Below are 19,999 nucleotides of genomic sequence, written 5' to 3' on the forward strand. Positions count from 1 at the left end.
GGTGTAGCTCAGTTGGTTAGAGTGCCGGCCTGTCACGCCGGAGGTCGCGGGTTCGAGCCCCGTCACTCGCGCCACTTGGGAATTTCTTCTGCCCCGGCAGAGGAAACCATTCCATGCCCCTGACAAGGCACGGAATTCCGGTCAGCCGGAAACATATCAGAGGTCGGGCTTGTCTCGGCCTTTTTTCATCGCTGCGCGGGTGTAGCTCAGTTGGTTAGAGTGCCGGCCTGTCACGCCGGAGGTCGCGGGTTCGAGCCCCGTCACTCGCGCCACTTCTCATGAAGTGGCAAGCACCGCGATGAAGCAAAACGGAAATAAGGCCGGGCCAGTCCCGGCCTTTTTCGTATGTGCGGCCAGGCGCGGCTACTTGGCGGGCGCGCTCCAACGGCCGGTTTCCATCCAGATCAGGAAACGCCCCAGAGGCATGATCCACACGATCCCCAGAACGACGTAGACCGGCGTCTGCGCCAGCGCGTTCCAGCCACCGATCAGCGGCGGTACGAGGCTGGCCACGGCGACGCCGTAAATCACCAGCGCCGCGACGAGGCTGAGGATGCCGACGGGGATTCGCCAGGTGGGGGTCTCGCGCATCGGGCTCAGGCTCCTGCAACCGGTTCGACGTGGTACATGCGGGTCGGCGTGACGATGGCGGCCAATGCGCGGTCGTGGTTCTCGACAGGCAGTTCGTCGGCCAACTGGCAGTCCCACGCGAGGCCGATGGCCGGGACCTGCGGATGCGCGCCCAGCCAGCGGTCATAGTGGCCGCCGCCCTGTCCAAGGCGGTGACCGCTCGCCGTGAAGGCGAGCAGCGGTACGACCACGAGGTCCGGGATCACGGCTTCGCTGTGCTGGGCCGGCTGCAGGGCGCGCCAGGGTCCGGCGGCGAGCGCCGATTCGTCCCAGGGATTGTCCCAGATGCGGAACTCCATCGGCGCGCTGCGCGAAGCGAACCACGGCAGCGCGACCCTGCGGCCGGTTTCCGAAAGCCAGCGCGCCCATCCGAGCGCGGGCGCTTCGGAGCCGGCGGGGTGATAGAGGCCCACGGTGGCATCGGCGGGGATCATCTCCACCAGCGGCGCGGGCGGGCGGCTGAGCATCAGCGCGCGAAGCCCTGCGGGTAAGCCGGCGACATGTTCGGCGCGTGTCTGACGATGGGACCGCCGGAGGGCGGCCTTTGCATCAGCAAAAGGAATGGGGGGTGACGGGTCCACCATGGGTCGTTTCCTAGAAATCCACTGACGCGTTTGACGTCAGGTGGGAACCATGTGCGTCGGACCAGGATCCGGGCAGGGACAGTCCCCAAAGGATTTGCTTATAGCCTCAGGGATGTTCGAACGGCACGTGCCGGGCAGATCCCGTCACGTCCCTATCTAGTCGTTCGGCGCGTCACTCTCAAGGAGGGATGCGAGATTTTCGACACGCGATGCGATCCGGCCGAGACGTTCGGCCAGTGCGGGAGGGATTCCGGGGGATGCAGGCGCCGGGACCGGGCGGTTTCGCAGCTCGTGCAGTTCGTCGGCCATCATCAGTGCAGCGAACAGAAGCATGCGCGTCTCGGTCTGGCCCGCGGCGCCCGATGCGTTCGCCTTCTCGTCGATGAGGCGGCCAAGCCTGGCGACATGCGCCTCCTCGCCGTCCGCACTGGCGAGCGTGAAGCTGCGCCCGCCGATCGAAACCGTGACGTTACCCATTTTTGTGGTCCCGCTGGGCGAGCAGGGCATCGAGCCCGGCGAGGGACTGCGCGACGCAGGCCTTGAGATCATCGTGACGGCGGCGAAGGTCGGCATCCCCGTCGGTGCCGACGGGGCGGGCCGCGGCTTCGATCCGCGCCAGCGCTTCCTCGATCCGGTTGAGAGCGAGCAGGGCAGGAGCCTCGTTCATGCAAGTCTCGCTGGCCGCATAGTGTCCGCCTGGCAACCACTTGCGGCGTGTTGTTCACAATCTTGTCACGTTCTTGGCCTCGATTGGTGCCGGACATGCGGCAGGCCGCGCCGCACCTGCGGTTTATGCGAGCATTTGCGCGAATTGGGGCGGTGAACTTGACGGAACGTCGCCTCTCCCTAAAGGGGGTCCCAAGTTACGAATCGTCCCGCAATTGCCGCCTACCCGGAGCTTTCCCATGACTTTCTCCCCCGACCGCCTCGCGCCGATGGCCAATGCCATCCGGGCGCTGTCGATGGATGCGGTCCAGGCAGCCAACAGCGGCCATCCCGGCATGCCGATGGGCATGGCCGACGTTGCTACCGTGCTCTACGCCAAGTTCCTCAAGTTCGACCCCGCGCAGCCCAAGTGGGCCGACCGCGATCGCTTCGTGCTGTCGGCGGGCCACGGCTCGATGCTGATCTACTCGCTGCTGCACCTGACCGGCTACGCCAGCCCGGCTCTCGATGACATCCGCAATTTCCGCCAGATGGGCTCGGTCTGCGCCGGTCACCCCGAGAACTTCCTGATCGAAGGCGTCGAGTGCACCACCGGTCCGCTGGGTCAGGGCCTGGCGATGGCCGTCGGCATGGCGATGGCCGAGCGTCACCTCAACGCGACCTTCGGCGACGACGTGGTCGACCACAACACCTGGGTGATCGCCGGCGACGGCTGCCTCATGGAAGGCATCAACCACGAGGCGATCGGCCTTGCCGGCACGCTGAAGCTGGGCCGCCTCAAGGTCCTGTGGGACAACAACAAGATCACCATCGACGGCGACACCTCGCTGTCGACCACCGAGGACATCGCCGCCCGCTACCGCGCCTCGGGCTGGGACGTGTTCGACTGCGACGGCCATGACTTCGCGGACATCGAGCGCGCGCTGGCCGAAGCGGCCGCCTCGGACAAGCCTTCGCTGGTCTCGTGCCGCACGCTGATCGGCAAGGGCGCGCCCAACAAGCAGGGCGGCCACGACGTCCACGGCTCGCCGCTCGGCGCCGCCGAGATCGAGGCCGCGCGCGAACACCTCGGCTGGACCTCGGCCCCGTTCGAAATTCCCGCCGGGATCCTCGCCGACTGGCGCTCGCTGGGCGCCAGGGGCGCCGCCGCCCGCACCGAGTGGGAAGCCCGCCTCGCCGCCAGCGACAAGAGCGCCGAGTTCACCCGCCGCATGGCCGGCGAGCTTCCCGAGATGGACGGCGTGCGCAAGGCGCTGACCGAATGGGTTGCCGGCGATGCCAACGTCGCCACCCGCAAGGCCTCGGAAAACTGGCTCAACGTGCTGGCTCCGGCGATCCCGGAGATGGTCGGCGGTTCGGCCGATCTCACCGGCTCGAACAACACCAAGGCCAAGTGCCAGGCGCCGTTCAACCCCGAGGACTACGCGGGCCGCTACGTCTATTACGGCATCCGCGAGTTCGGCATGGCCGCCGCGATGAACGGCATGGCGCTCCACGGCGGCGTGATCCCCTACGGCGGCACGTTCCTGATCTTCTCGGACTACTGCCGCAACGCGATCCGCCTCTCGGCGCTCCAGCAGACCCGCGTGATCTACGTGCTGACGCATGACAGCATCGGCCTTGGCGAGGATGGCCCGACCCACCAGCCGGTCGAGCACGTCATGTCGATGCGCCTGATCCCGAACCTCTACGTCTTCCGCCCCGCCGATGCGGTGGAGACGGCGGAGTGCTGGAACCTTGCGCTCGAAGCGCAGGAAACGCCTTCGGTCCTCGCGCTGACCCGCCAGAACCTGCCGCAGCTGCGCAGTTCGGGCGAGATGCTTTCGGCCCGCGGCGCCTACACGCTGCGCAGCGCCGAAGGGGAGCGCAAGGTCATCCTCATCGCCACCGGTTCGGAAGTCGAACTCGCCGTCAAGGTGCGCGATGAACTGCAGAGCCAGGGCATCGGCGCCGACGTCGTCTCGATGCCCTGCATGGAGCTGTTCGCCGCACAGGATGAAGCCTACCAGCGCGAAATTCTGCCCAACGATCCTGCGATCCTGCGCGTCTCGATCGAGGCCGGGATCACCCAGGGCTGGGAACGCTACACCGCATTCAGCCGCAACGGCGGCCTGAACATCGGCCTGGACCGCTTCGGCGCGTCGGCCCCGGCCAAGGTCCTGTTCGAGCGCTTCGGCTTCACCGTCGAGGCGATCGTCCCCAAGGTTCTGGAAAAGCTCAGCGTCTAACTAGGAGGAGATTTACATGGCGACGAAGGTTGCGATCAACGGTTTCGGACGTATCGGGCGCAATGTCGCCCGTGCCATTCTCGAGCGTACCGACCATGACCTCGAGCTGGTGTCGATCAACGACCTCGCCAGCGCCAAGGCAAATGCTCTCCTCTTCAAGCGCGACAGCGTCCATGGTCCGTTCTCGGGCACCGTCGAAGTCGACGGCGACGACCTGATCGTCAACGGCAAGCGCATCAAGGTCACCGCCGAGCGTGATCCCGCGAACCTGCCGCACGCCGCCAACGGCATCGACATCGCGCTCGAGTGCACCGGCTTCTTCACCGACAAGGCCTCGGCCTCGAAGCACATCGAAGCCGGCGCCAAGCGCGTGCTGATCTCGGCGCCCGCCAAGGGCGTCGATCTGACCGTCGTCTACGGCGTGAACCACGACAAGCTGACCGCCGACCACCTGGTCGTCTCGAACGCCTCGTGCACCACCAACTGCCTGGCGCCCTTCGCCAAGGTCCTGCACGAAGCCATCGGCATCGAGCGCGGCCTGATGACCACCATCCACTCGTACACCAACGACCAGAAGATCCTCGATCAGATCCACTCCGACCCGCGCCGCGCCCGCGCTGCCGCGATGAACATGATCCCGACCAGCACCGGCGCCGCCGTTGCCGTCGGCCTCGTGCTCCCGGACCTGGCCGGCAAGCTCGACGGCTCGTCGATCCGCGTGCCGACCCCGAACGTCTCGGTCGTCGACCTGACCTTCGTGCCGAGCCGCGACACGACGCTGGAAGAAGTGAACTCGCTGCTCAAGGCCGCTGCCGAAGGCGAACTCAAGGGCGTGCTCGGCTACACCGACGAGCCGCTGGTCTCGATCGACTTCAACCACGACGCGCACTCGTCGACCATCGACAGCCTCGAGACCTCGGTCCTCGAAGGCAAGCTGGTGCGCGTGCTGTCCTGGTACGACAACGAGTGGGGCTTCTCCAACCGCATGGTCGACACAGCCGGCGTGATGGGCGGCCTGCTCTGACGCATACGATGGCGACGGGCCGCCTCATCGGCATCGCGCGGCATGCAAGGCCGCGTGGGCGGATGGAGGAACTGCAGTCCGTCGCCGTCACTGTCGCCGCGGGAGTCCAGGGGGACTTTCGCGGCGCGGTGCGTCCGGGCAAGGTGCCGCGGCGTCAGGTCTCGCTCCTGGAGGTCGAGAGCTGGCAGGCGGCAATGGCGGACCTCAACGTCTCCGACCTGTTCGGTGAACGTCCGTCATGGCATGCGCGCCGGGCGAACCTGTTGGTGGAGGGGCTGCGCCTGCCCCGGGAAACGGGCTACGTTGTGGCGATCGGGCAGTCCCTGCGCATCGCGATAACCATGGAATGCGATCCGTGCAGCCGCATGGAGGAAGTGGCGCCGGGCCTCAAGGGCGCGCTCACGCCGGACTGGCGGGGCGGCGTTCTGGGCGTGGTGCTGGAGGACGGCGAGATTGCCGTGGGCGACGAGATAAGGATCGAAAGATGAGCGCTTTCAAGACTCTGGACGACCTTGGTGACGTGACGGGCAAGGTCGCGCTGGTGCGCGTGGACCTCAACCTGCCGATGCAGGATGGCACCATCACCGACGACACCCGCATCCGCGCCGCAGTGCCGACCATTCTCGAGCTGTCCGAAAAGGGCGCCAAGGTCCTTCTGCTCGCCCACTTCGGCCGCCCCAAGGGCGAGCGTTCGTCGACCATGTCGCTCTCGATGGTGGTGGGCGAAGTCGAGAAGGTGCTCGGCAAGGAAGTGATGTTCGTGCCCGAGATCGCCGGCCCGGTGGTCGCGCAGTCGATCGGCATCCTGCGCGCCGGTGACATCGCCATCCTCGAGAACACGCGCTTCTGGAAGGGCGAGGAAAAGAACGACCCCGAACTGGTCAAGGCGATCGCCGCCAACGCCGACTTCTACGTCAACGACGCCTTCTCCGCCGCGCACCGCGCCCACGCCTCCACCGAGGGCCTTGCGCGCGTGCTGCCAGCCTATGCCGGCCGCTCGATGCAGGCCGAACTCGAAGCGCTCGAAAAGGCACTCGGCAAGCCCGAGAAGCCGGTTGCCGCCGTCGTCGGCGGCGCCAAGGTGTCCTCCAAGCTCGACGTGCTCAAGCACCTCGTCACGCTGGTCGATCACCTCATCATCGGTGGCGGCATGGCCAACACCTTCCTCGCCGCCAAGGGCGTGGACGTGGGCAAGTCGCTTTGCGAGCACGACCTGACGGGCACCGCCAACGAAATCCTCGCCAATGCCGAGGCCTCGGGCTGCACCGTGCACCTTCCCTACGACGTCGTCGTGTCGAAGGAATTCGCCGCCAATCCGCCGTCCCTGCGCACCTGCAACGTCCATGAAGTCGCCGCCGACGAGATGATCCTCGATGCCGGCGCGGCCGCTGCCGAAACGCTGGGCGACGTGCTCAAGACCTGCCGCACCCTGGTGTGGAACGGTCCGCTCGGCGCCTTCGAGATGGCGCCCTTCGACGCCGCCACCGTGGCGCTCGCCAGGACCGCCGCGGCGCTGACCGTGGAAGGTTCGCTGGTTTCGGTCGCGGGCGGTGGCGATACCGTCTCGGCGCTCAACCATGCGGGCGTGGCGCAGGACTTCACCTATATCTCGACCGCCGGCGGCGCCTTCCTGGAATGGATGGAAGGCAAGGAACTGCCCGGCGTCGCGGTGCTTTGCGCCTGAACATCTACACATAACCTACCCGTCATTCCCGCGCGGGGATGACGAATGGTTTGGTATGCGACTTGTGCCACGATCTGCGCGAAAAGAAGGCGAGAAGACCTCGGAAATGTGCCCGGCATGAGCCACCATGAACCAACGACTCCGCCCTGGCAGGGCCGGCACGTCACGCTGGACGGCATGCGCGGGATTGCCGCGCTGGCCGTGGCGCTGTTCCACTACAACATCTCGCAGGCTCCGCACGGCTACGTCGCGGTGGACTTCTTCTTCGCGCTGTCCGGCTTCGTGCTCTGCAAGACCTACCTGCCGCGCTGGCAGGCGGGGCTGACGACCTGGGCCTTCATGAAGCAGCGGGTGATCCGGCTCTATCCGCTGTTCCTGGTGGGTATCGTGGTGACGACGCTGTCGGCGATCTCGAACCACTTCACCGGGCAGGGCAACCTCTACAGCTACGGGATGATGGCGCAGGCGCTGCCGTTCAACCTGCTGATGCTGCCCTCGCCGGTGACGAACACGCTGTTTCCGCTCAACGTGCCGGCGTGGTCGCTGTTCTTCGAGCTGGTGGCGAACCTGGGGCTGGTGCTCGTACTGTTCCGACTCCCGCGCATCGGCCTGCTGGCGGCGACGCTGGTGGCCGCGTGGTGGTTCGGTCTGGCGGTGCTGGAGAACGAAGGCGGCAATCTCGGCGCGGTATGGCACCAGGTCGGCATCTCGATGGTGCGCACGACGATGTCGTTCACGGCGGGCGTCCTGCTGGCGCGCCTGCCGCTGCCCGAGGTCCGCCGCGCCGGATGGCTTGGGGTCGCCTGCCTCGCCGCCATCGCCGCCATGCTGATGCTGAACCTGACCTCGGTGCCCGATGCGTACTATGACCTCGTGTGCAGCCTTGTCGTCTCGCCGCTGCTGGTCTGGCTCGGTGCGCGCTGCGAGCCATCCAGGGCTCTGGCGCCGGCGGCCTGGTTCCTGGGCGAGGTGTCCTATGCGGTCTACGCGGTACATTGGGCGCTGATGGAGCCGCTGCGCTATTTCAAGGACGACCTGGGCTGGAATCCGGTCCTGATGGGCGCGGTCTACCTCGCGTGCTGCGTCGCGCTGGGGTGGGCTGCGGTGCGCTGGGTCGACGTTCCGATGCGCAGGAAATTCGGCAGGATGCTGCGCGAAGGGGCGCGCCGTGCTCCGCCGCTGAAGGAGCGCGCGCTGCCACGCTAAACGCCCCGCCGGCTCTGCCGCAGTTGCGAAATAACGGGCCTCGGGATAGGCTCGACGACAAGTGCTGAACAACTCAGGAGGAGAAACCATGCAGTATTCAGACATGACCGCCAAGATGGCCGACGGTGACGGTTTCATCGCCGCGCTCGACCAGAGCGGCGGTTCCACGCCCAAGGCCCTGAAGGGCTACGGCATTGAGGAAGGGGCATGGTCGAACGAGGAGGAGATGTTCGGCCTGATCCACGAAATGCGCGCGCGGATCATTGCCTCGCCTGCCTTCACCGGTGAAAAGGTCATCGGCGCGATCCTGTTCGAGCGCACCATGGACGGCAAGGTGGGCGGCGTCCCGACCCCGGAGGCGCTGATCGCCAAGGGCGTGGTGCCCTTCATCAAGATCGACAAGGGCCTTGAGGACGAGGCCAACGGCGTTCAGCTGATGAAGCCCAATCCCACGCTCGACACGCTGCTGGCGCGGTCGAAGAAGCTTGGTGTGTTCGGTACCAAGGAGCGTTCGGTCATCAACTCGGCCAATGCCGAGGGTATCGCCGCGGTCGTCAAGCAGCAGTTCGAGATCGGCCTGCAGGTGCTCGGCCACGAGATGATGCCGATCATCGAGCCCGAAGTGAACATCAAGAGCGAGACGCGCGCCGAGTGCGACACGATCCTGCTTGCCGAGATTCTCAAGAACCTCGACGAACTGCCCGAGGGCAAGAAGGTCATGCTCAAGCTCTCGCTGCCGGTGGTGCCGGGCACGTTCGACCCGCTGGTAGAGCATCCCAAGGTGCTGCGCGTGGTCGCGCTGTCGGGCGGCTATGCGCGTCCCGAGGCCTGTGCCGAGCTGGCGAAGAACAAGGGCATCATCGCCAGCTTCAGCCGCGCGCTGCTGTCGGACCTGCGCTCGCAGATGAGCGACGCGGAATTCGACGCCTCGCTGGGTGAGGCGATCGACGCGATCTACGCCGGTTCGACCCACAAGGTGGAAGCGGCCGCCACCGCCTGATCCCGGCGGTTCGCAACGACAGGAGGCGGTGCCCCAGGGGCGCCGCCTTTTTGTTTGGGCGGCGGGCACGAGCAAGTTTTCTGATTTGAGCGGATAGCGACTTATCTGGGCTCGTACACGCGCTGACGTCCGGCCGTCAGTACCCGCCCATGAAGCGCAAACCGAAGCGGTAGTCCGAAGGCTTCACTGCGCCGCTGCCGCTGCCGGCCATCTTGTCGGGGCGCACCTCGACGAGTTCGAGGGTGCCATCGGCCACGTTCACAGGCTTGCCCGAGGTCAGCTCCACCGTGCCGCCGGTGCCGCTTTCGATGCGGATGCGCAGGCGCAGCTGGCCCGCCCAGACGCAGCGGGCGTTCATCGGGCAGCGGCTGTCCTCGAGCACTTCGAGCGGCGTCACCCGCGGGCCATCGACGCTCACCGTCTGCCCGAGTGCGGCGTAGGTAAGCGCCGGTTCTCGCTCCGGCATCTGCGGCGCGGGCGGCGGGTAGTCCGGGACGGGGGTGTAGACCGGCACCGGCGCCGGTCCCGGCACCGGCGCGGGCGGCGCGGATTGGGGCGGGTATTGCGGCGTGTACGCCCCCTGCATCCGCGCGGGGTCGGCCGGCGGGATCACGGTGCAGCCGGCAAGCGCCAGGGCAGCCGTCACGGCGAATGCAAATGGGGTCCTCATGCCCCCCAACCAACACACCCGCGCCTGAACGGTTCCGGAACGCTTGGCGTTGGCGCGGCGGCAAGCTAGAGCGCGCAGCATGACCGATGAAACTCCGCGCGAACCCACGCTCCTCTACCTGATCTCGCCGCTCGATGTCGGCGGGGCCTTCCCCGACCGCCTTGCCCGCGCGCTCGACGCCGGGCCCGTCGCGGCGTTCCAGTTCCGGGTCAAGGACGTGGACCAGCACACCGCTGCCAAACTCGCCGAGCCGCTGCTGCGCATCTGCGCCGACCGCGAGGTGGCGTTCATCGTCAACGATTCGATCGGTCTTGCCAAGCGGCTCGGCGCCGACGGCGTCCATCTCGGGCAGGACGATGGCTCGATCGAGGAGGCGCGCGGCGAACTGGGCCGCGACGCGCAGATCGGCGTGACCTGCAACGCCAGCCGCCATTTCGCCATGGAAGCGGGCGAGGGCGGGGCGGACTACGTGGCGTTCGGCGCGTTCTATCCCACGACCACAAAGGAAACCAAGCACGTCGCCGGGCTGGACCTGCTCGAATGGTGGCAGGGGATCTTCGAGATTCCCTGCGTCGCCATCGGCGGCATCACGCCCGACAACTGCGCGCCGCTTGTCAAGGCGGGCGCGGACTTCCTCGCGGTGTCGGGCGCGGTGTGGAACGGCGACGAGGAAGCGGCGGTGCGCGCCTTCCATGCGGCGATCAAGGCTGAGTTCTGACCGGGTAGTAGGGGGCGAAAGGTCCTCCCTCCTTCGTCATCGCGAGCGCAGCGAAGCAAGCCAATCGCCTGATCTCAGCCGTCATCCCCGCGTAGGCGGGGACTATAGGTCTGGGCAAGTCTCCACAGGTCCCATCAGTCTGCGGGCAGCCGCCATCATCGGGGCCAGGCGTTCGGCGGGCCCGGCGTCCTGCGCCTTGCTCACCTGCGGCACTTCCAAGCCAATCACTACGTCCGCCGGAACCGCCGCGAGGAAGTCCGCCAGCAGGAGGTCACCTTCGCCCGGGCCGAGCCGGTTTTCTCGCGCCTCCAGTCCGTAGTCCGCCGTAAGTGCCGGCATCGGCACGTCGCAGATCTGGACGTAGCCGATGCGCGATGCATTCACCCCGGCCAGTTCCTCGACGCTGCTCCCGCCCCGGAAGAAGTGCATCGCATCGACGAGCACGCGCGCGTTGCCGGCTCCGCAGGCATCGACGAAGGCCAGCGCCTGCGCGAACGAGGCGGGCGGCATCAGCGGGAGGAACTCGACCGTGGCGACCATGCCCCGCTCGCCCGCCATCGCGGCGAGCCGGGCGAAGGGTTCGGGCGAGGCCACCATGTTCACCGCATTGACCACCGGCGCGCCGAGCTCAGCGAACAGGTCCAGCATCGGAGCGAAGGCGTCGGCGTCCAGTCCCTCGCGGATGAGGAATCCTTCGCCCAGCGACACGTTCACCCCGGTGTCGGCCATGGCGGCGAGCGTGTCGCGTCGCAGGGCGGGGTCCGCCAGCAGGTCCCACCCCGGGTAGCGGTGCGGATTGGCGGTGATCGGCCTTGGCGCGAGGCCGATGCGGGTGACGCCGAGGCCTGCCGCAAGCTGCACGAACTCGACCGGCGGCAGGCCGAGGACGCTGATGAACTCGATGGCGAGGCGGTCCACCGGCGTCACTCCCCAGCCTGAGGGTCGGGGAACACCGGATAGGGCCCGAGCCCGACGAACAGCAACGCGGCGACCAGCATGGCCGGCGCGGCGATGGTTTCGAGCAGGTCATAGCTGCCGGCCGCGTCGTGGACGGCCCCAGCGAACAGCGGGCCGACTGCGGTTCCGGCCATCATCAGGGAGGCGATCGTGCCCATGATCGTCCCGAAGTTGCGCAGGCCGGCGTAGCGGCTGATGAGATAGGTCGAAATCTGCAGCCCCGCGCCCGAGGCGAAGCCGATGCACATCACCCCGACCACCAAAGGCAGCGCGCCGGAGAACAGGCCGATCAGCAGAAAGTGTCCTAGGCTGCCGACCGCGAAGCCGAGGAACGGGATGACGCTGCCCTGCACCTTGTCGAGCAGCCAGCCGCAGCCGAGCTTGCCGACGATCCCGGCAATGCCTGCCAGCGCCGCGATCTCGACTGCGCGGTTCATCGGGATGCCGCTCTCCGAGACGATGCGCACGAGATGGACGGTGACGCCCGAGCCGACCACCGAGGACAGCAGCGTCGCCGCGCCGATGCGCAGCACCCGCGCGTCGCGGATCGCCTGGGGGAGGGTGAAGCCGGGCAGGATCACTACCGGGCCCTTCGCCGCCGCCTTGTCGATGACGCGCGCCTTGCGGGCATGGGCGTCGAAGTAGAGAAATACCGTCAGCACCAGCGCAAGGCCCGCCCAGCCCAGGCCCAGCCAGATATAGGCGGAGCGCCAGCCGAAGGCGTTGATGAGCGCGTTAGCGGTGATCGGGGCGAGGGTCTGGCCGACCGCCGACCCGCTCAGCATCACCGCCAGCGCGAGGCTGCGGCCTTTCGTGAAGACGCTGGACACGCCCGCGCTCCACACCGTCGACTTGATGCCCAGCGCGACGACGCCGTAGACCACGTAAAGCGCGGTCCACTGCACCAGCGAGCCGTCGACGACGCTGAAGGCGGCGAAGGCCAGGCCCGAGAGCGCCATGCAGGTGATCGCGATCCGGCGGGTGCCCAGCCGGTCCACCGCGAGCCCGACGAATGGCCCGCCGAGCATCGAGATCGTCGCGAAGATCGTCAGGCCAGAGGACAGCGCGGTGCGGCTCCAGCCGAACTCGTGCTCGAGCGGGCCGATGAAGGTGCTCAGCGAGTATGTGATGACCGAATAGAACGACATCCCCACCAGCGCGGCGAGCACGGTCGGCCAGGCCTGGCGCCATTCCTCGCGCGTGGTCGTCGGCGGGGTTTGGGGCACGCTCAGAAGTCGATCTTGGAGATGACTTCCTCGCCGAACTTCTGCGCCTCTTCGAGGTATTCGGCGCGGGTCTCGGTGTAGATCGTCGCGCCAGAGCCGTCGACGCCGAGCGACTTGAGGTTGGCGAAGTGGTCCAGCGCTTCCTGCGCTTCCCAGCCGGCTTTCACCGAGTAGGTGGACGAGGCGATGACCTTGGGCGGCACGGCGCGGCCGACCTTCTCGCAGTGCTCGGCCATGTAGGCGATGGCGGCGAGGATGTCGTCGTCGCCCTCGAGGTTGGCGGTGCGGGCGGTGTCGGTGATCGCCTTGGGGACGAAGAAGGGGTGCCAGGCGTCGCCCAGCTCCACCGCGCGGCGCAGGGCGCGCTTGGAGTTGCCGCCGACCAGCAGCGGTGGGTGCGGCAGCTGCGCCGGGGTCGGCAGCACGCGGTTGCCGAGCGCGGTGTAGCCGTTGCCCTCGAAGGCGAAGTCCTCGCCGGTCCAGGCCAGCTTCATGGCCTTCATGTACTCGTCCATGATGTCGTTGCGGCTGTCGAAATCGACGCCGAGCGCCTTGTACTCGGCCTTCATGTACCCCGCGCCGAGACCCAGGATCACGCGCCCGGCAGTGAAGTGGTCGAGGCTGGACACCGCGCGCGCGGTGATGAACGGGTTGCGGTAGGGGAGGACGAGGATGTTGGTCTGGAGCCTCAACGTCGTCGTTGCCGCGCCCAGCATCGAGAGCATCACGAACGGGTCCTGCGCATAGTGCCCGCCGTTGTCGAGCCAGCGCGAGGACGGCACCGGGTGGTCGGTGACGGTGCCGGCATAGAATCCCGCCGCCTCGACCGCCTTCGCGATCTGGTGGAGCGCTTCCATCGTGCCCCATTCCTGGGGCTTGTCGATGTGGTCGAAGGGCAGGCTGGTGCTGAGGGTGAAGGTCATCGCTCTCTCCGTTATTCCGTTATCTCGGGGGGCAGGACCCACGCGTCGCTCCTGTCGCGCACCCAGCCGCCCGAGGCCCAGGAGCCGCCGTCGACGGGAATGATCGTCCCCGTCACGTAGCTGGCCATCGGCGAGGCGAGGAACACCGCGACGCGGCCGCATTCCTCGTCGATCCCTGCGCGCCCGGCGGGGATGCGCTTGCGGATGCCCTCCACTTGCGCCGGGCTGGGCTGGTACCACTTGCTCTCGTCCACCTCGCCGGTGAAGTTGCCGCGCGTGCCGGGTGTCACGGTGTAGTCGGGCGCGATGGTGTTCACGCGGATGCCGTGCTCGGCGAATTCGAGGGCGAGGGTGCGGGTCAGGTTGTTGATGCCAGCCTTGCACGCGGCATAGACGGCATAGCCGGGCGCCGCGCGGCTCGCCTCGATGCTGGTGACGTTGACGATCGCGCCGCCGCGCTTCCCTGCGATCATCACCGGCACGGCGGCCTGCGTCGCGGCGAGGTTGCTGACAAGGTTGAGGTCGATGTGCCGCCGCCAGTTCTTCTCGGTGAGGTCGAGGAAGCCGCGCCTTGTCACCCCGCCCGCGTTGTTCACGAGGATGTCGAGCCGGCCGAAGGTGTCGGCGGCCTTCGCCACGGCGTCCTGCAGCACCTCCACGTCCATGACGTTGCCGGGGATGCAGAGCGCGCGGCGGCCGCGTTCCTCGATCATCCGGGTGACCTGCTCGCAGCGTTCGGGAACGGCTTCGATGATCGCAACGTCGGCGCCCATGTCGGCCATGCACAGCGCGATGGCGCGGCCGATGCCGCCGCCACCGCCGGTAACGAAGGCCACCTGGCCGGTCAGGTCGATGTCGCTTGCCTGCACGTTATCCCTCTCCGCCGTGTCGCGCCGTTTTCGGCTTTTCGCGCCCCCGCGATCAGGTCGAGAGGCTGAACAGGTGTCCAGCATCAGCGAGATCGCCGGGCTCGTCTATGTCTTTCTCCAGTCCCGGCCCGGTGATCGTCACCGCGTTCAACCCGAGGATTTTCGCGGCCGTTCGGTGTAGTGCGGCGCTGTCGGTGCCGAAGTGGAAGCGCCATCCTGCCGCCTCGGGCAAGGGCAGCGAGAGGGCGTTGGTGCCGCGTGCGTGCCGGTCGGGCGCGATACCGACCGTGCCAGGCGGAAGCTGCGCCAGTTGCTCGATTTCTGCTGCTGAAAGGCAGGGAAGGTCGGCGGGAAGGACGATCAGCCGGGCGGGCGCGTCGCCGCGCCCGACAATCTCGGCCAGCGCCTGTTCCAGCGCCGCATTGAGTCCGCCGCCCGCATCCCCGATGCGTTCGAACCCGGCGCCGACGCCTTGCCGCTCCGGCCCCACCAGCATCACGCGCGCCGTGACGCCGCTCGCCACCCCGACCACATGCGCGAGCATCGCCTCGACCAGCCCGTCGCGCTCTCGCGGCGAAAGCACGGGGGCGAGGCGGGTCTTGCCCGCCCCCCGCGCCTTGACCGGGATCAGCGCCCATGTGGTCGGCCCGGTGGTCACGGTATCGCGGGGGCCTCGGTCAGGTTGGTGAAGCGGATGCCGGCGCCGTCGGCCTTGTAGGTCTTGTTCATGTAGATGAGGATCGAGGTCAGCGCCTCGGCCGCCGCCGAATTGGCGAGCGCGCCGCCCGAGAGGCCACGGATGCCCATGCCGGGGCAGAGATCGACGACGGTCTTGCGCGCCTCGATGTCGTCCGAGAACACCAGCACGTCGCAGTCGATCGCATGGTCGGAATCGAGGTGATGGGCGGACACGTTGTGGAACGCCGTGACCAGCCGCACGTCGGGGCCGAGATGCTCGCGCGCCTGCAAGGCGGCGCTGCCCTCGGCGGGAAGCTGCACGCGCATGACCTTGGGGGGGACCAGCGGCACGGTGGTATCGACCACCACGGCCTGTCCCACGCGGTCCCTGATCTCGCCCAGCGTCGCGCCCTGCGAGGCGAACGGCACCGCGACGATGACCACGTCCTTGCCCTCGGCCGCGTCGGCATTGGCGGCGAAGCCCGCCGCGCCCAGTTCCTTGGCGGTGACCTGCGCCTTGTCGGCGGAGCGCGAGCCGATGGTGACCTGATGCCCCGCCGCGACGAGCCTGCGGGCGATGCCCTTGCCCAGCGCTCCGGTGCCGCCGATGACTGCGATTGATGCCATGTTGCTTAATCTCTCCCGCGAAATCTTCGCGCTGGTAATTGTCGTTGCCCGCTGCGGACGTAAGGTGCGCCCGGGAGGATCAATGACCGCTATTCCAGAACTCACCGTGCGTGCCCTTGCCGGATTGCCCATGTTCGCCACCGGCATGTCTATAGCGCAAGCGATTTGCACCGCGCTCACCGCAGGCGGGGACGCCTTACGCGACGGCGATATCTGCGTGATCGCGCAGAAGATCGTCTCCAAGAGCGAGGGACGGACGGTGGAGCTTGCCGATCTGATGCCGGGCGAGGAGGCTTTGGACCTCGCCAAGCGCACCGGGCGCGAGGCGGCGATGGCGCAGGCGATCCTCGACGAAAGCGCCGAGATCATGCGGCCGCACCCCGCCGCGATCATCGCCCGGCACAGGACCGGCCATGTCCTCGCCAATGCCGGGATCGACGCCAGCAACGTCGAGGGCGGCGACGCAGACACAGTGCTGCTCTGGCCGGTCGATCCCGACGCCTCTGCGCGCGCCATCCGTGCCGATCTGCGCGCGGCGAGCGGGGCCGAGGTCGGGGTCGTGATCGCGGATTCGATGGGCCGTGCATGGCGGATCGGCACCGTCGGCACAGCCATCGGCTGCGCGGGGCTGACCGTGCTGGAGGACCGGCGGGGCCGGGCGGTGGACCTCTTCGGCCGCACCTTGCAGGCCACGGTGATCGCGATTGCGGACTCGGTCGCAGCCATGGCTACGCTGGCGATGGGCGAGGGCGACGAGGGTACGCCGGTGGCGCTGGTGCGCGGCGCCGGCCGCTGGACCTCGGCAGAAGACGGACCGGGAGCGGCGAGCGGGTTGCGCCCGGTAGAACAGGACATGTTTCGATGAGCGGAAAGCACGTATTGGCGCTCTCGGGCGGGGTCGGCGGCGCCAAGCTGGCGGCGGGGCTGGCGGCGGTGCTTGCGCCGGAGGACCTGACGATCGTCGTCAACACCGGCGACGATTTCGAGCACCTCGGCCTGACGATCTGCCCGGACATTGATTCCGTGACGTATGCGCTTGCCGGCCTCAACGACACGGTGCGCGGCTGGGGCGTCAAGGACGAGACGTGGCAGGCGATGGCCATGCTGCGCGGGCTCGGCGAGGCGGACTGGTTCAACCTCGGCGACCGCGACATGGGCATGCACATCGCCCGCTCGTGGCGGCTGCGCGAGGGCGAAACGCTCTCCGAAGTGACTGCCCGGCTGACGCGCAATCTCGGTATCGCGCACGCGATAGTTCCCATGAGCGACGCCCCCTTGCGCACGCAGGTCGAGACGGCGGAGGGGTGGATGGACTTCCAGCGCTACTTCGTCGCCGAGCAGTGCCGCCCGGTCGCGACGGGGGTGCGGTTCGAGAGCTCACCCGGCGCCGCGATGTCGCCTGCCTTCGCTGCTGCGCTGGCGCGGGAAGACCTCGGCGCCATCGTCCTATGCCCCTCGAATCCGTACCTCAGCGTCGATCCGATCCTTGCCGTCGATGGCGTGAGAGAGGCGCTGGCGGCGCGCAAGGTGCCGCTGGTGGCGGTCTCGCCGCTGGTGGGCGGCACCTCGCTCAAGGGCCCGCTGGCCAAGCTGCTGGGCGAACTCGGCAGGCCGGTCAGCAACATGTCGATCGCCGATCACTACGGCGATCTTCTCGACCATCTGGTGATCGACGAGGCCGACGCCGCCGATGCGGGGGACTTGCAGGCGCGCGGCCTTTGCGTCACCGTTACGGGAACAGTCATGTGCGATGCCGAGGTTCGGGAGCGGCTTGCGCGCGTAGCACTGACCGCAGCCCGTATCGAAACAGGATGACCATGGCTCGCGACGACGAAGCACTGATAACCCGACTCCTTTCCGCGCCGCTGGACGACGTGCTGGCCGAAGCGCGGGCCCGGCGCGACACGCGCCACGGGCCGCTCACGCCCGCGCGGATGACCTATTCACCCAAGGTCTTCATCCCGTTGACGCGCCTCTGCGCCGACGTCTGCCACTACTGCACCTTCGCCACCACGCCTTCGCGGCTGGAAGCGCCCTACCTTACCGAGGAGCAGATGCTGGAGATCGCGCGCGCAGGCGCGGCGGCCGGGTGCAAGGAAGCGCTGTTCACGCTCGGCGATGCGCCCGAGCGGCGCTATGCCGTAGCCCGCGAATGGCTGGCCGAGCGTGGGTTCGAGCGCACCATCGACTACGTGCGCCACTGCGCCGCGCTGGTGCTCCGGGAAACCGGCCTACTCCCCCACGTCAACGCGGGCGTGCTGGACGAGGCGGACTGGCGGATGCTCCGCCCGGTCGCGGCTTCGGTCGGGCTGATGCTGGAGAGCACTTCGGACCGGCTGATGGATAAAGGCATGTGCCACCACGGTTCGCCCGACAAGCTGCCCGCCGTGCGCCTCGCCTCGCTGGAGGCGGCGGGCCGTGCGAAGGTCGCCACCACCAGCGGCGTACTCATCGGTATCGGCGAAACCCCGCGCGAGCGCATCGAGGCGCTCCTCGCGCTGCGCGACCTGCACGAGGCGCATGGCCACCTGCAGGAAGTGATCGTCCAGAACTTCTGCCCCAAGCCCGGCACCAAGATGTCCGGCGCCATCGAGGCGAGCGAGGCCGATTTCCTGCGCACCATCGCCGCCGCGCGCATCGTCATGCCGCTCGAGGTGTCGGTGCAGGCCCCGCCCAACCTCAACGACGAGCGCCTGGCCGAACTGATCGACGCCGGCATCGACGACTGGGGCGGCATCTCCCCGGTAACCCAGGATCACGTCAATCCCGAGGCCGCCTGGCCAGAGATCGACCGGCTCGAAGCCATCTGCGCCAAGGCCGGCATGCCGCTGGGCGAGCGCCTGACGGTCTACCCGCGCTTCGTCGAGGAAGACGGCTGGCTCGACCCGGCGATCCGCCCGGCGGTGCTGAAGCTTTCCGATTCCGAAAGCCTCGGCCGCGACAGCCAGTGGAGCCCCGGCATGTCCGAGCGCGCGCCCGGCAATGTCACCTCGCCGCTGGGCCGCCGCCATGAGGGTCCAGTCGCCAGCCGCATCCACCGCATCCTCGACCGCGCGGCGAGCGGCACGGGGCTCTCGGAAGACGAGATCACGGCCCTGTTCGCGACGCGCGGCAGCGCGGCGCAGGCGGTCGTCGAGGCGGCGGACGCCCTGCGCGCGCAGGTCAGCGGCAACGATGTGACCTACGTCATCAACCGCAATATCAACTATACCAACATCTGCACCCACACCTGCTCGTTCTGCGCGTTCAGCAAGACCAGCAGCAAGGGCGGCTTCCGCGACAAGCCCTACAACCTCGACCTCGCCGAAATCGCCGGCCGCGCCCGCGAAGCGGTGGAGCGCGGGGCCACCGAGGTCTGTCTGCAGGGCGGCATCCACCCCAGCTATACCGGCGACACCTATCTCTCGATCCTGCGCGCGGTGAAGGAGGCCTGCCCGGACCTGCATGTCCACGCCTTCTCCCCGCTCGAAGTGAGCCAGGGTGCGCGCACGCTGGGGATGCCGGTATCGGACTATCTCTCGATGCTGCGCGATGCGGGCCTCGGCTCGCTCCCCGGCACGGCGGCGGAGATCCTGTGCGACGACATCCGCGAGAAGATCTGCCCGGACAAGCTGACCACTCAGGAATGGCTCGATATCGTCGGCACCGCGCACCGCGTGGGTCTGCCGACGACTTCGACGATCATGTTCGGCCACCTCGAAAACCCGCACCACTGGGCGCGGCATCTGCTCGAACTGCGAAACCTGCAACTGGATACCGGCGGCATCACCGAGTTCGTGCCGCTCCCGCTCGTCCACATGGAGGCGCCGTTCTACCGCAAGGGGCAGAGCCGCAAGGGGCCGACCTGGCGCGAGTCGGTGATGATGCATGCGGTGTCGCGCCTCGCCCTGAATGGGGCGATCGATTCGATCCAGGTCTCGTGGGTGAAACTAGGCATGGACGGCGCGGCGGCGGTGCTCGCGGCGGGTGCCAACGATCTGGGCGGCGTGCTGATGAACGAAAGCATCAGCCGTGCGGCAGGCGCCTCGCACGGGCAGCTGGCCGACGTAGCCGACATGCGCGCGGCGGCCGAGAGTGTCGGCCGGCGGCTGCGGCAGCGGACCACGCTGTACAAGGACGTGGTGGCCAACGAGATGGCCTAAAGCCGGGCCCTCACCAAGCCGCTTGACCCGATAAACCGCACCCCGTCGTCCCCGCGTAGGCGGGGACCCCGCTTGTTCTTTCTAGGGCGCCAAGGAAGCGGGGCCCCCGCCTGCGCGGGGGCGACGGGTGTGAGGGTGTGGGTTTGGAACGGGTAGGCGGAGTTATC

General features: G+C 67.9%; 21 protein-coding genes and 1 tRNA gene. 11 read left to right on the forward strand and 11 right to left on the reverse strand.

What is annotated here, in order from left to right; all coding sequences use genetic code 11:
- The first annotated feature begins 195 nt into the window (after positions 1-195).
- Positions 196-272, forward strand: a tRNA-Asp gene (locus tag AC07M9_RS06320).
- Between the two features lie 91 nt (positions 273-363).
- Here AC07M9_RS06320 and AC07M9_RS06325 read toward each other — a convergent pair.
- From AC07M9_RS06325 to AC07M9_RS06340, 4 genes are all read right to left on the reverse strand, one after another.
- Positions 364-591: a DUF2842 domain-containing protein gene (locus tag AC07M9_RS06325; RefSeq protein WP_494882260.1), complete on the reverse strand. Its 228-nt coding sequence runs from the start codon at positions 589-591 to the stop codon at positions 364-366.
- Between the two features lie 5 nt (positions 592-596).
- Positions 597-1,214 (reverse strand): 5-formyltetrahydrofolate cyclo-ligase, encoded by a 618-nt coding sequence (locus AC07M9_RS06330; RefSeq protein WP_494882262.1) that lies wholly within the window; start codon positions 1,212-1,214, stop codon positions 597-599.
- Between the two features lie 156 nt (positions 1,215-1,370).
- Positions 1,371-1,691, reverse strand: coding sequence for a cell division protein ZapA (locus AC07M9_RS06335; protein WP_494882264.1), 321 nt, complete (start codon positions 1,689-1,691; stop codon positions 1,371-1,373).
- Positions 1,684-1,881 (reverse strand): hypothetical protein, encoded by a 198-nt coding sequence (locus tag AC07M9_RS06340; RefSeq protein WP_494882266.1) that lies wholly within the window; start codon positions 1,879-1,881, stop codon positions 1,684-1,686. Before AC07M9_RS06340 ends, AC07M9_RS06335 begins: the two co-directional genes overlap by 8 nt.
- A gap of 238 nt (positions 1,882-2,119) precedes the next feature.
- On the opposite strand from AC07M9_RS06340, the gene tkt reads away from it, so the two are divergent.
- The 6 genes from tkt to AC07M9_RS06370 all read left to right on the forward strand — a co-directional run bounded on the left by tkt (position 2,120) and on the right by AC07M9_RS06370 (position 9,022).
- A complete protein-coding gene (tkt, locus tag AC07M9_RS06345) occupies positions 2,120-4,108 on the forward strand; it encodes a transketolase (protein WP_494882268.1) in 1,989 nt (662 codons plus the stop codon).
- Positions 4,109-4,124: 16 nt separating this feature from the next.
- Entirely contained in the window at positions 4,125-5,132 is a 1,008-nt protein-coding gene (gap, locus tag AC07M9_RS06350; protein ID WP_494882270.1) for a type I glyceraldehyde-3-phosphate dehydrogenase, read from the forward strand.
- Positions 5,133-5,194: 62 nt separating this feature from the next.
- Entirely contained in the window at positions 5,195-5,620 is a 426-nt protein-coding gene (locus AC07M9_RS06355) for an MOSC domain-containing protein (RefSeq protein ID WP_494883894.1), read from the forward strand.
- Positions 5,617-6,816, forward strand: coding sequence for a phosphoglycerate kinase (locus tag AC07M9_RS06360; RefSeq protein WP_494882272.1), 1,200 nt, complete (start codon positions 5,617-5,619; stop codon positions 6,814-6,816). Before AC07M9_RS06355 ends, AC07M9_RS06360 begins: the two co-directional genes overlap by 4 nt.
- Positions 6,817-6,933: 117 nt before the next feature.
- Positions 6,934-8,022 carry an acyltransferase family protein gene (locus AC07M9_RS06365; RefSeq protein ID WP_494882274.1) on the forward strand — a complete coding sequence of 363 codons (1,089 nt, stop codon included), beginning with the start codon at positions 6,934-6,936 and terminating at the stop codon, positions 8,020-8,022.
- Between the two features lie 88 nt (positions 8,023-8,110).
- Entirely contained in the window at positions 8,111-9,022 is a 912-nt protein-coding gene (locus tag AC07M9_RS06370; protein ID WP_494882276.1) for a fructose bisphosphate aldolase, read from the forward strand.
- Positions 9,023-9,158: 136 nt separating this feature from the next.
- Here the strand turns inward: AC07M9_RS06370 and AC07M9_RS06375 are convergent, their stop codons facing one another.
- Positions 9,159-9,668, reverse strand: a complete 510-nt coding sequence (locus AC07M9_RS06375) for a hypothetical protein (RefSeq protein WP_494882278.1) — start codon at positions 9,666-9,668, stop codon at positions 9,159-9,161.
- Between the two features lie 103 nt (positions 9,669-9,771).
- Between AC07M9_RS06375 and thiE the strand changes: the two genes are divergently transcribed.
- Positions 9,772-10,410, forward strand: coding sequence for a thiamine phosphate synthase (thiE, locus tag AC07M9_RS06380; protein ID WP_494882280.1), 639 nt, complete (start codon positions 9,772-9,774; stop codon positions 10,408-10,410).
- A gap of 102 nt (positions 10,411-10,512) precedes the next feature.
- Here the strand turns inward: thiE and AC07M9_RS06385 are convergent, their stop codons facing one another.
- From AC07M9_RS06385 to npdG, 6 genes are read right to left on the reverse strand one after another with little or no spacing between them, the layout of a single operon-like run.
- Positions 10,513-11,328: a sugar phosphate isomerase/epimerase family protein gene (locus AC07M9_RS06385; RefSeq protein WP_494882282.1), complete on the reverse strand. Its 816-nt coding sequence runs from the start codon at positions 11,326-11,328 to the stop codon at positions 10,513-10,515.
- Between the two features lie 5 nt (positions 11,329-11,333).
- The gene (locus AC07M9_RS06390) at positions 11,334-12,593 is read right to left on the reverse strand and encodes an MFS transporter (RefSeq protein WP_494882284.1); all 1,260 of its coding nucleotides are present in this window, start codon (positions 12,591-12,593) and stop codon (positions 11,334-11,336) included.
- A 2-nt stretch (positions 12,594-12,595) separates the two neighbouring features.
- A complete protein-coding gene (locus tag AC07M9_RS06395) occupies positions 12,596-13,516 on the reverse strand; it encodes a TIGR03619 family F420-dependent LLM class oxidoreductase (protein WP_494882286.1) in 921 nt (306 codons plus the stop codon).
- An 11-nt stretch (positions 13,517-13,527) separates the two neighbouring features.
- The gene (locus AC07M9_RS06400) at positions 13,528-14,385 is read right to left on the reverse strand and encodes an SDR family NAD(P)-dependent oxidoreductase (protein WP_494882288.1); all 858 of its coding nucleotides are present in this window, start codon (positions 14,383-14,385) and stop codon (positions 13,528-13,530) included.
- Positions 14,386-14,437: 52 nt separating this feature from the next.
- A complete protein-coding gene (cofC, locus tag AC07M9_RS06405; protein ID WP_494882289.1) occupies positions 14,438-15,043 on the reverse strand; it encodes a 2-phospho-L-lactate guanylyltransferase in 606 nt (201 codons plus the stop codon).
- The gene (gene npdG / locus AC07M9_RS06410; RefSeq protein WP_494882291.1) at positions 15,040-15,690 is read right to left on the reverse strand and encodes an NADPH-dependent F420 reductase; all 651 of its coding nucleotides are present in this window, start codon (positions 15,688-15,690) and stop codon (positions 15,040-15,042) included. The genes cofC and npdG overlap by 4 nt, the downstream gene beginning before the upstream one ends.
- Positions 15,691-15,772: 82 nt before the next feature.
- Between npdG and cofE the strand changes: the two genes are divergently transcribed.
- The 3 genes from cofE to cofH are packed head-to-tail and all read left to right on the forward strand — an operon-like array spanning position 15,773 to position 19,832.
- The gene (gene cofE / locus AC07M9_RS06415; RefSeq protein ID WP_494882293.1) at positions 15,773-16,555 is read left to right on the forward strand and encodes a coenzyme F420-0:L-glutamate ligase; all 783 of its coding nucleotides are present in this window, start codon (positions 15,773-15,775) and stop codon (positions 16,553-16,555) included.
- On the forward strand, positions 16,552-17,505 hold the full coding sequence (cofD, locus tag AC07M9_RS06420; protein WP_494882295.1) for a 2-phospho-L-lactate transferase: 954 nt from the start codon (positions 16,552-16,554) through the stop codon (positions 17,503-17,505). The genes cofE and cofD overlap by 4 nt, the downstream gene beginning before the upstream one ends.
- Before the next feature lie 2 nt (positions 17,506-17,507).
- A complete protein-coding gene (gene cofH / locus AC07M9_RS06425) occupies positions 17,508-19,832 on the forward strand; it encodes a 5-amino-6-(D-ribitylamino)uracil--L-tyrosine 4-hydroxyphenyl transferase CofH (RefSeq protein WP_494882297.1) in 2,325 nt (774 codons plus the stop codon).
- Positions 19,833-19,999 lie beyond the last annotated feature (167 nt).

The organism is Novosphingobium sp. GW821-FHT09E05 (assembly GCF_059416165.1).

Excerpts from the sequence above, each read along its gene's own strand:
- gap (WP_494882270.1), top strand. The coding sequence starts at position 4,125 with ATGGCGACGAAGGTTGCGATCAACGGTTTCGGACGTATCGGGCGCAAT.
- cofD (WP_494882295.1), top strand. The coding sequence starts at position 16,552 with ATGAGCGGAAAGCACGTATTGGCGCTCTCGGGCGGGGTCGGCGGCGCC.
- AC07M9_RS06330 (WP_494882262.1), bottom strand. The coding sequence starts at position 1,214 with ATGGTGGACCCGTCACCCCCCATTCCTTTTGCTGATGCAAAGGCCGCC.
- AC07M9_RS06355 (WP_494883894.1), top strand. The coding sequence starts at position 5,195 with ATGGAGGAACTGCAGTCCGTCGCCGTCACTGTCGCCGCGGGAGTCCAG.
- npdG (WP_494882291.1), bottom strand. The coding sequence starts at position 15,690 with ATGGCATCAATCGCAGTCATCGGCGGCACCGGAGCGCTGGGCAAGGGC.
- cofE (WP_494882293.1), top strand. The coding sequence starts at position 15,773 with ATGACCGCTATTCCAGAACTCACCGTGCGTGCCCTTGCCGGATTGCCC.
- AC07M9_RS06370 (WP_494882276.1), top strand. The coding sequence starts at position 8,111 with ATGCAGTATTCAGACATGACCGCCAAGATGGCCGACGGTGACGGTTTC.
- AC07M9_RS06395 (WP_494882286.1), bottom strand. The coding sequence starts at position 13,516 with ATGACCTTCACCCTCAGCACCAGCCTGCCCTTCGACCACATCGACAAG.
- thiE (WP_494882280.1), top strand. The coding sequence starts at position 9,772 with ATGACCGATGAAACTCCGCGCGAACCCACGCTCCTCTACCTGATCTCG.
- cofH (WP_494882297.1), top strand. The coding sequence starts at position 17,508 with ATGGCTCGCGACGACGAAGCACTGATAACCCGACTCCTTTCCGCGCCG.
- AC07M9_RS06360 (WP_494882272.1), top strand. The coding sequence starts at position 5,617 with ATGAGCGCTTTCAAGACTCTGGACGACCTTGGTGACGTGACGGGCAAG.
- AC07M9_RS06340 (WP_494882266.1), bottom strand. The coding sequence starts at position 1,881 with ATGAACGAGGCTCCTGCCCTGCTCGCTCTCAACCGGATCGAGGAAGCG.
- AC07M9_RS06335 (WP_494882264.1), bottom strand. The coding sequence starts at position 1,691 with ATGGGTAACGTCACGGTTTCGATCGGCGGGCGCAGCTTCACGCTCGCC.
- tkt (WP_494882268.1), top strand. The coding sequence starts at position 2,120 with ATGACTTTCTCCCCCGACCGCCTCGCGCCGATGGCCAATGCCATCCGG.
- AC07M9_RS06325 (WP_494882260.1), bottom strand. The coding sequence starts at position 591 with ATGCGCGAGACCCCCACCTGGCGAATCCCCGTCGGCATCCTCAGCCTC.
- AC07M9_RS06365 (WP_494882274.1), top strand. The coding sequence starts at position 6,934 with ATGAGCCACCATGAACCAACGACTCCGCCCTGGCAGGGCCGGCACGTC.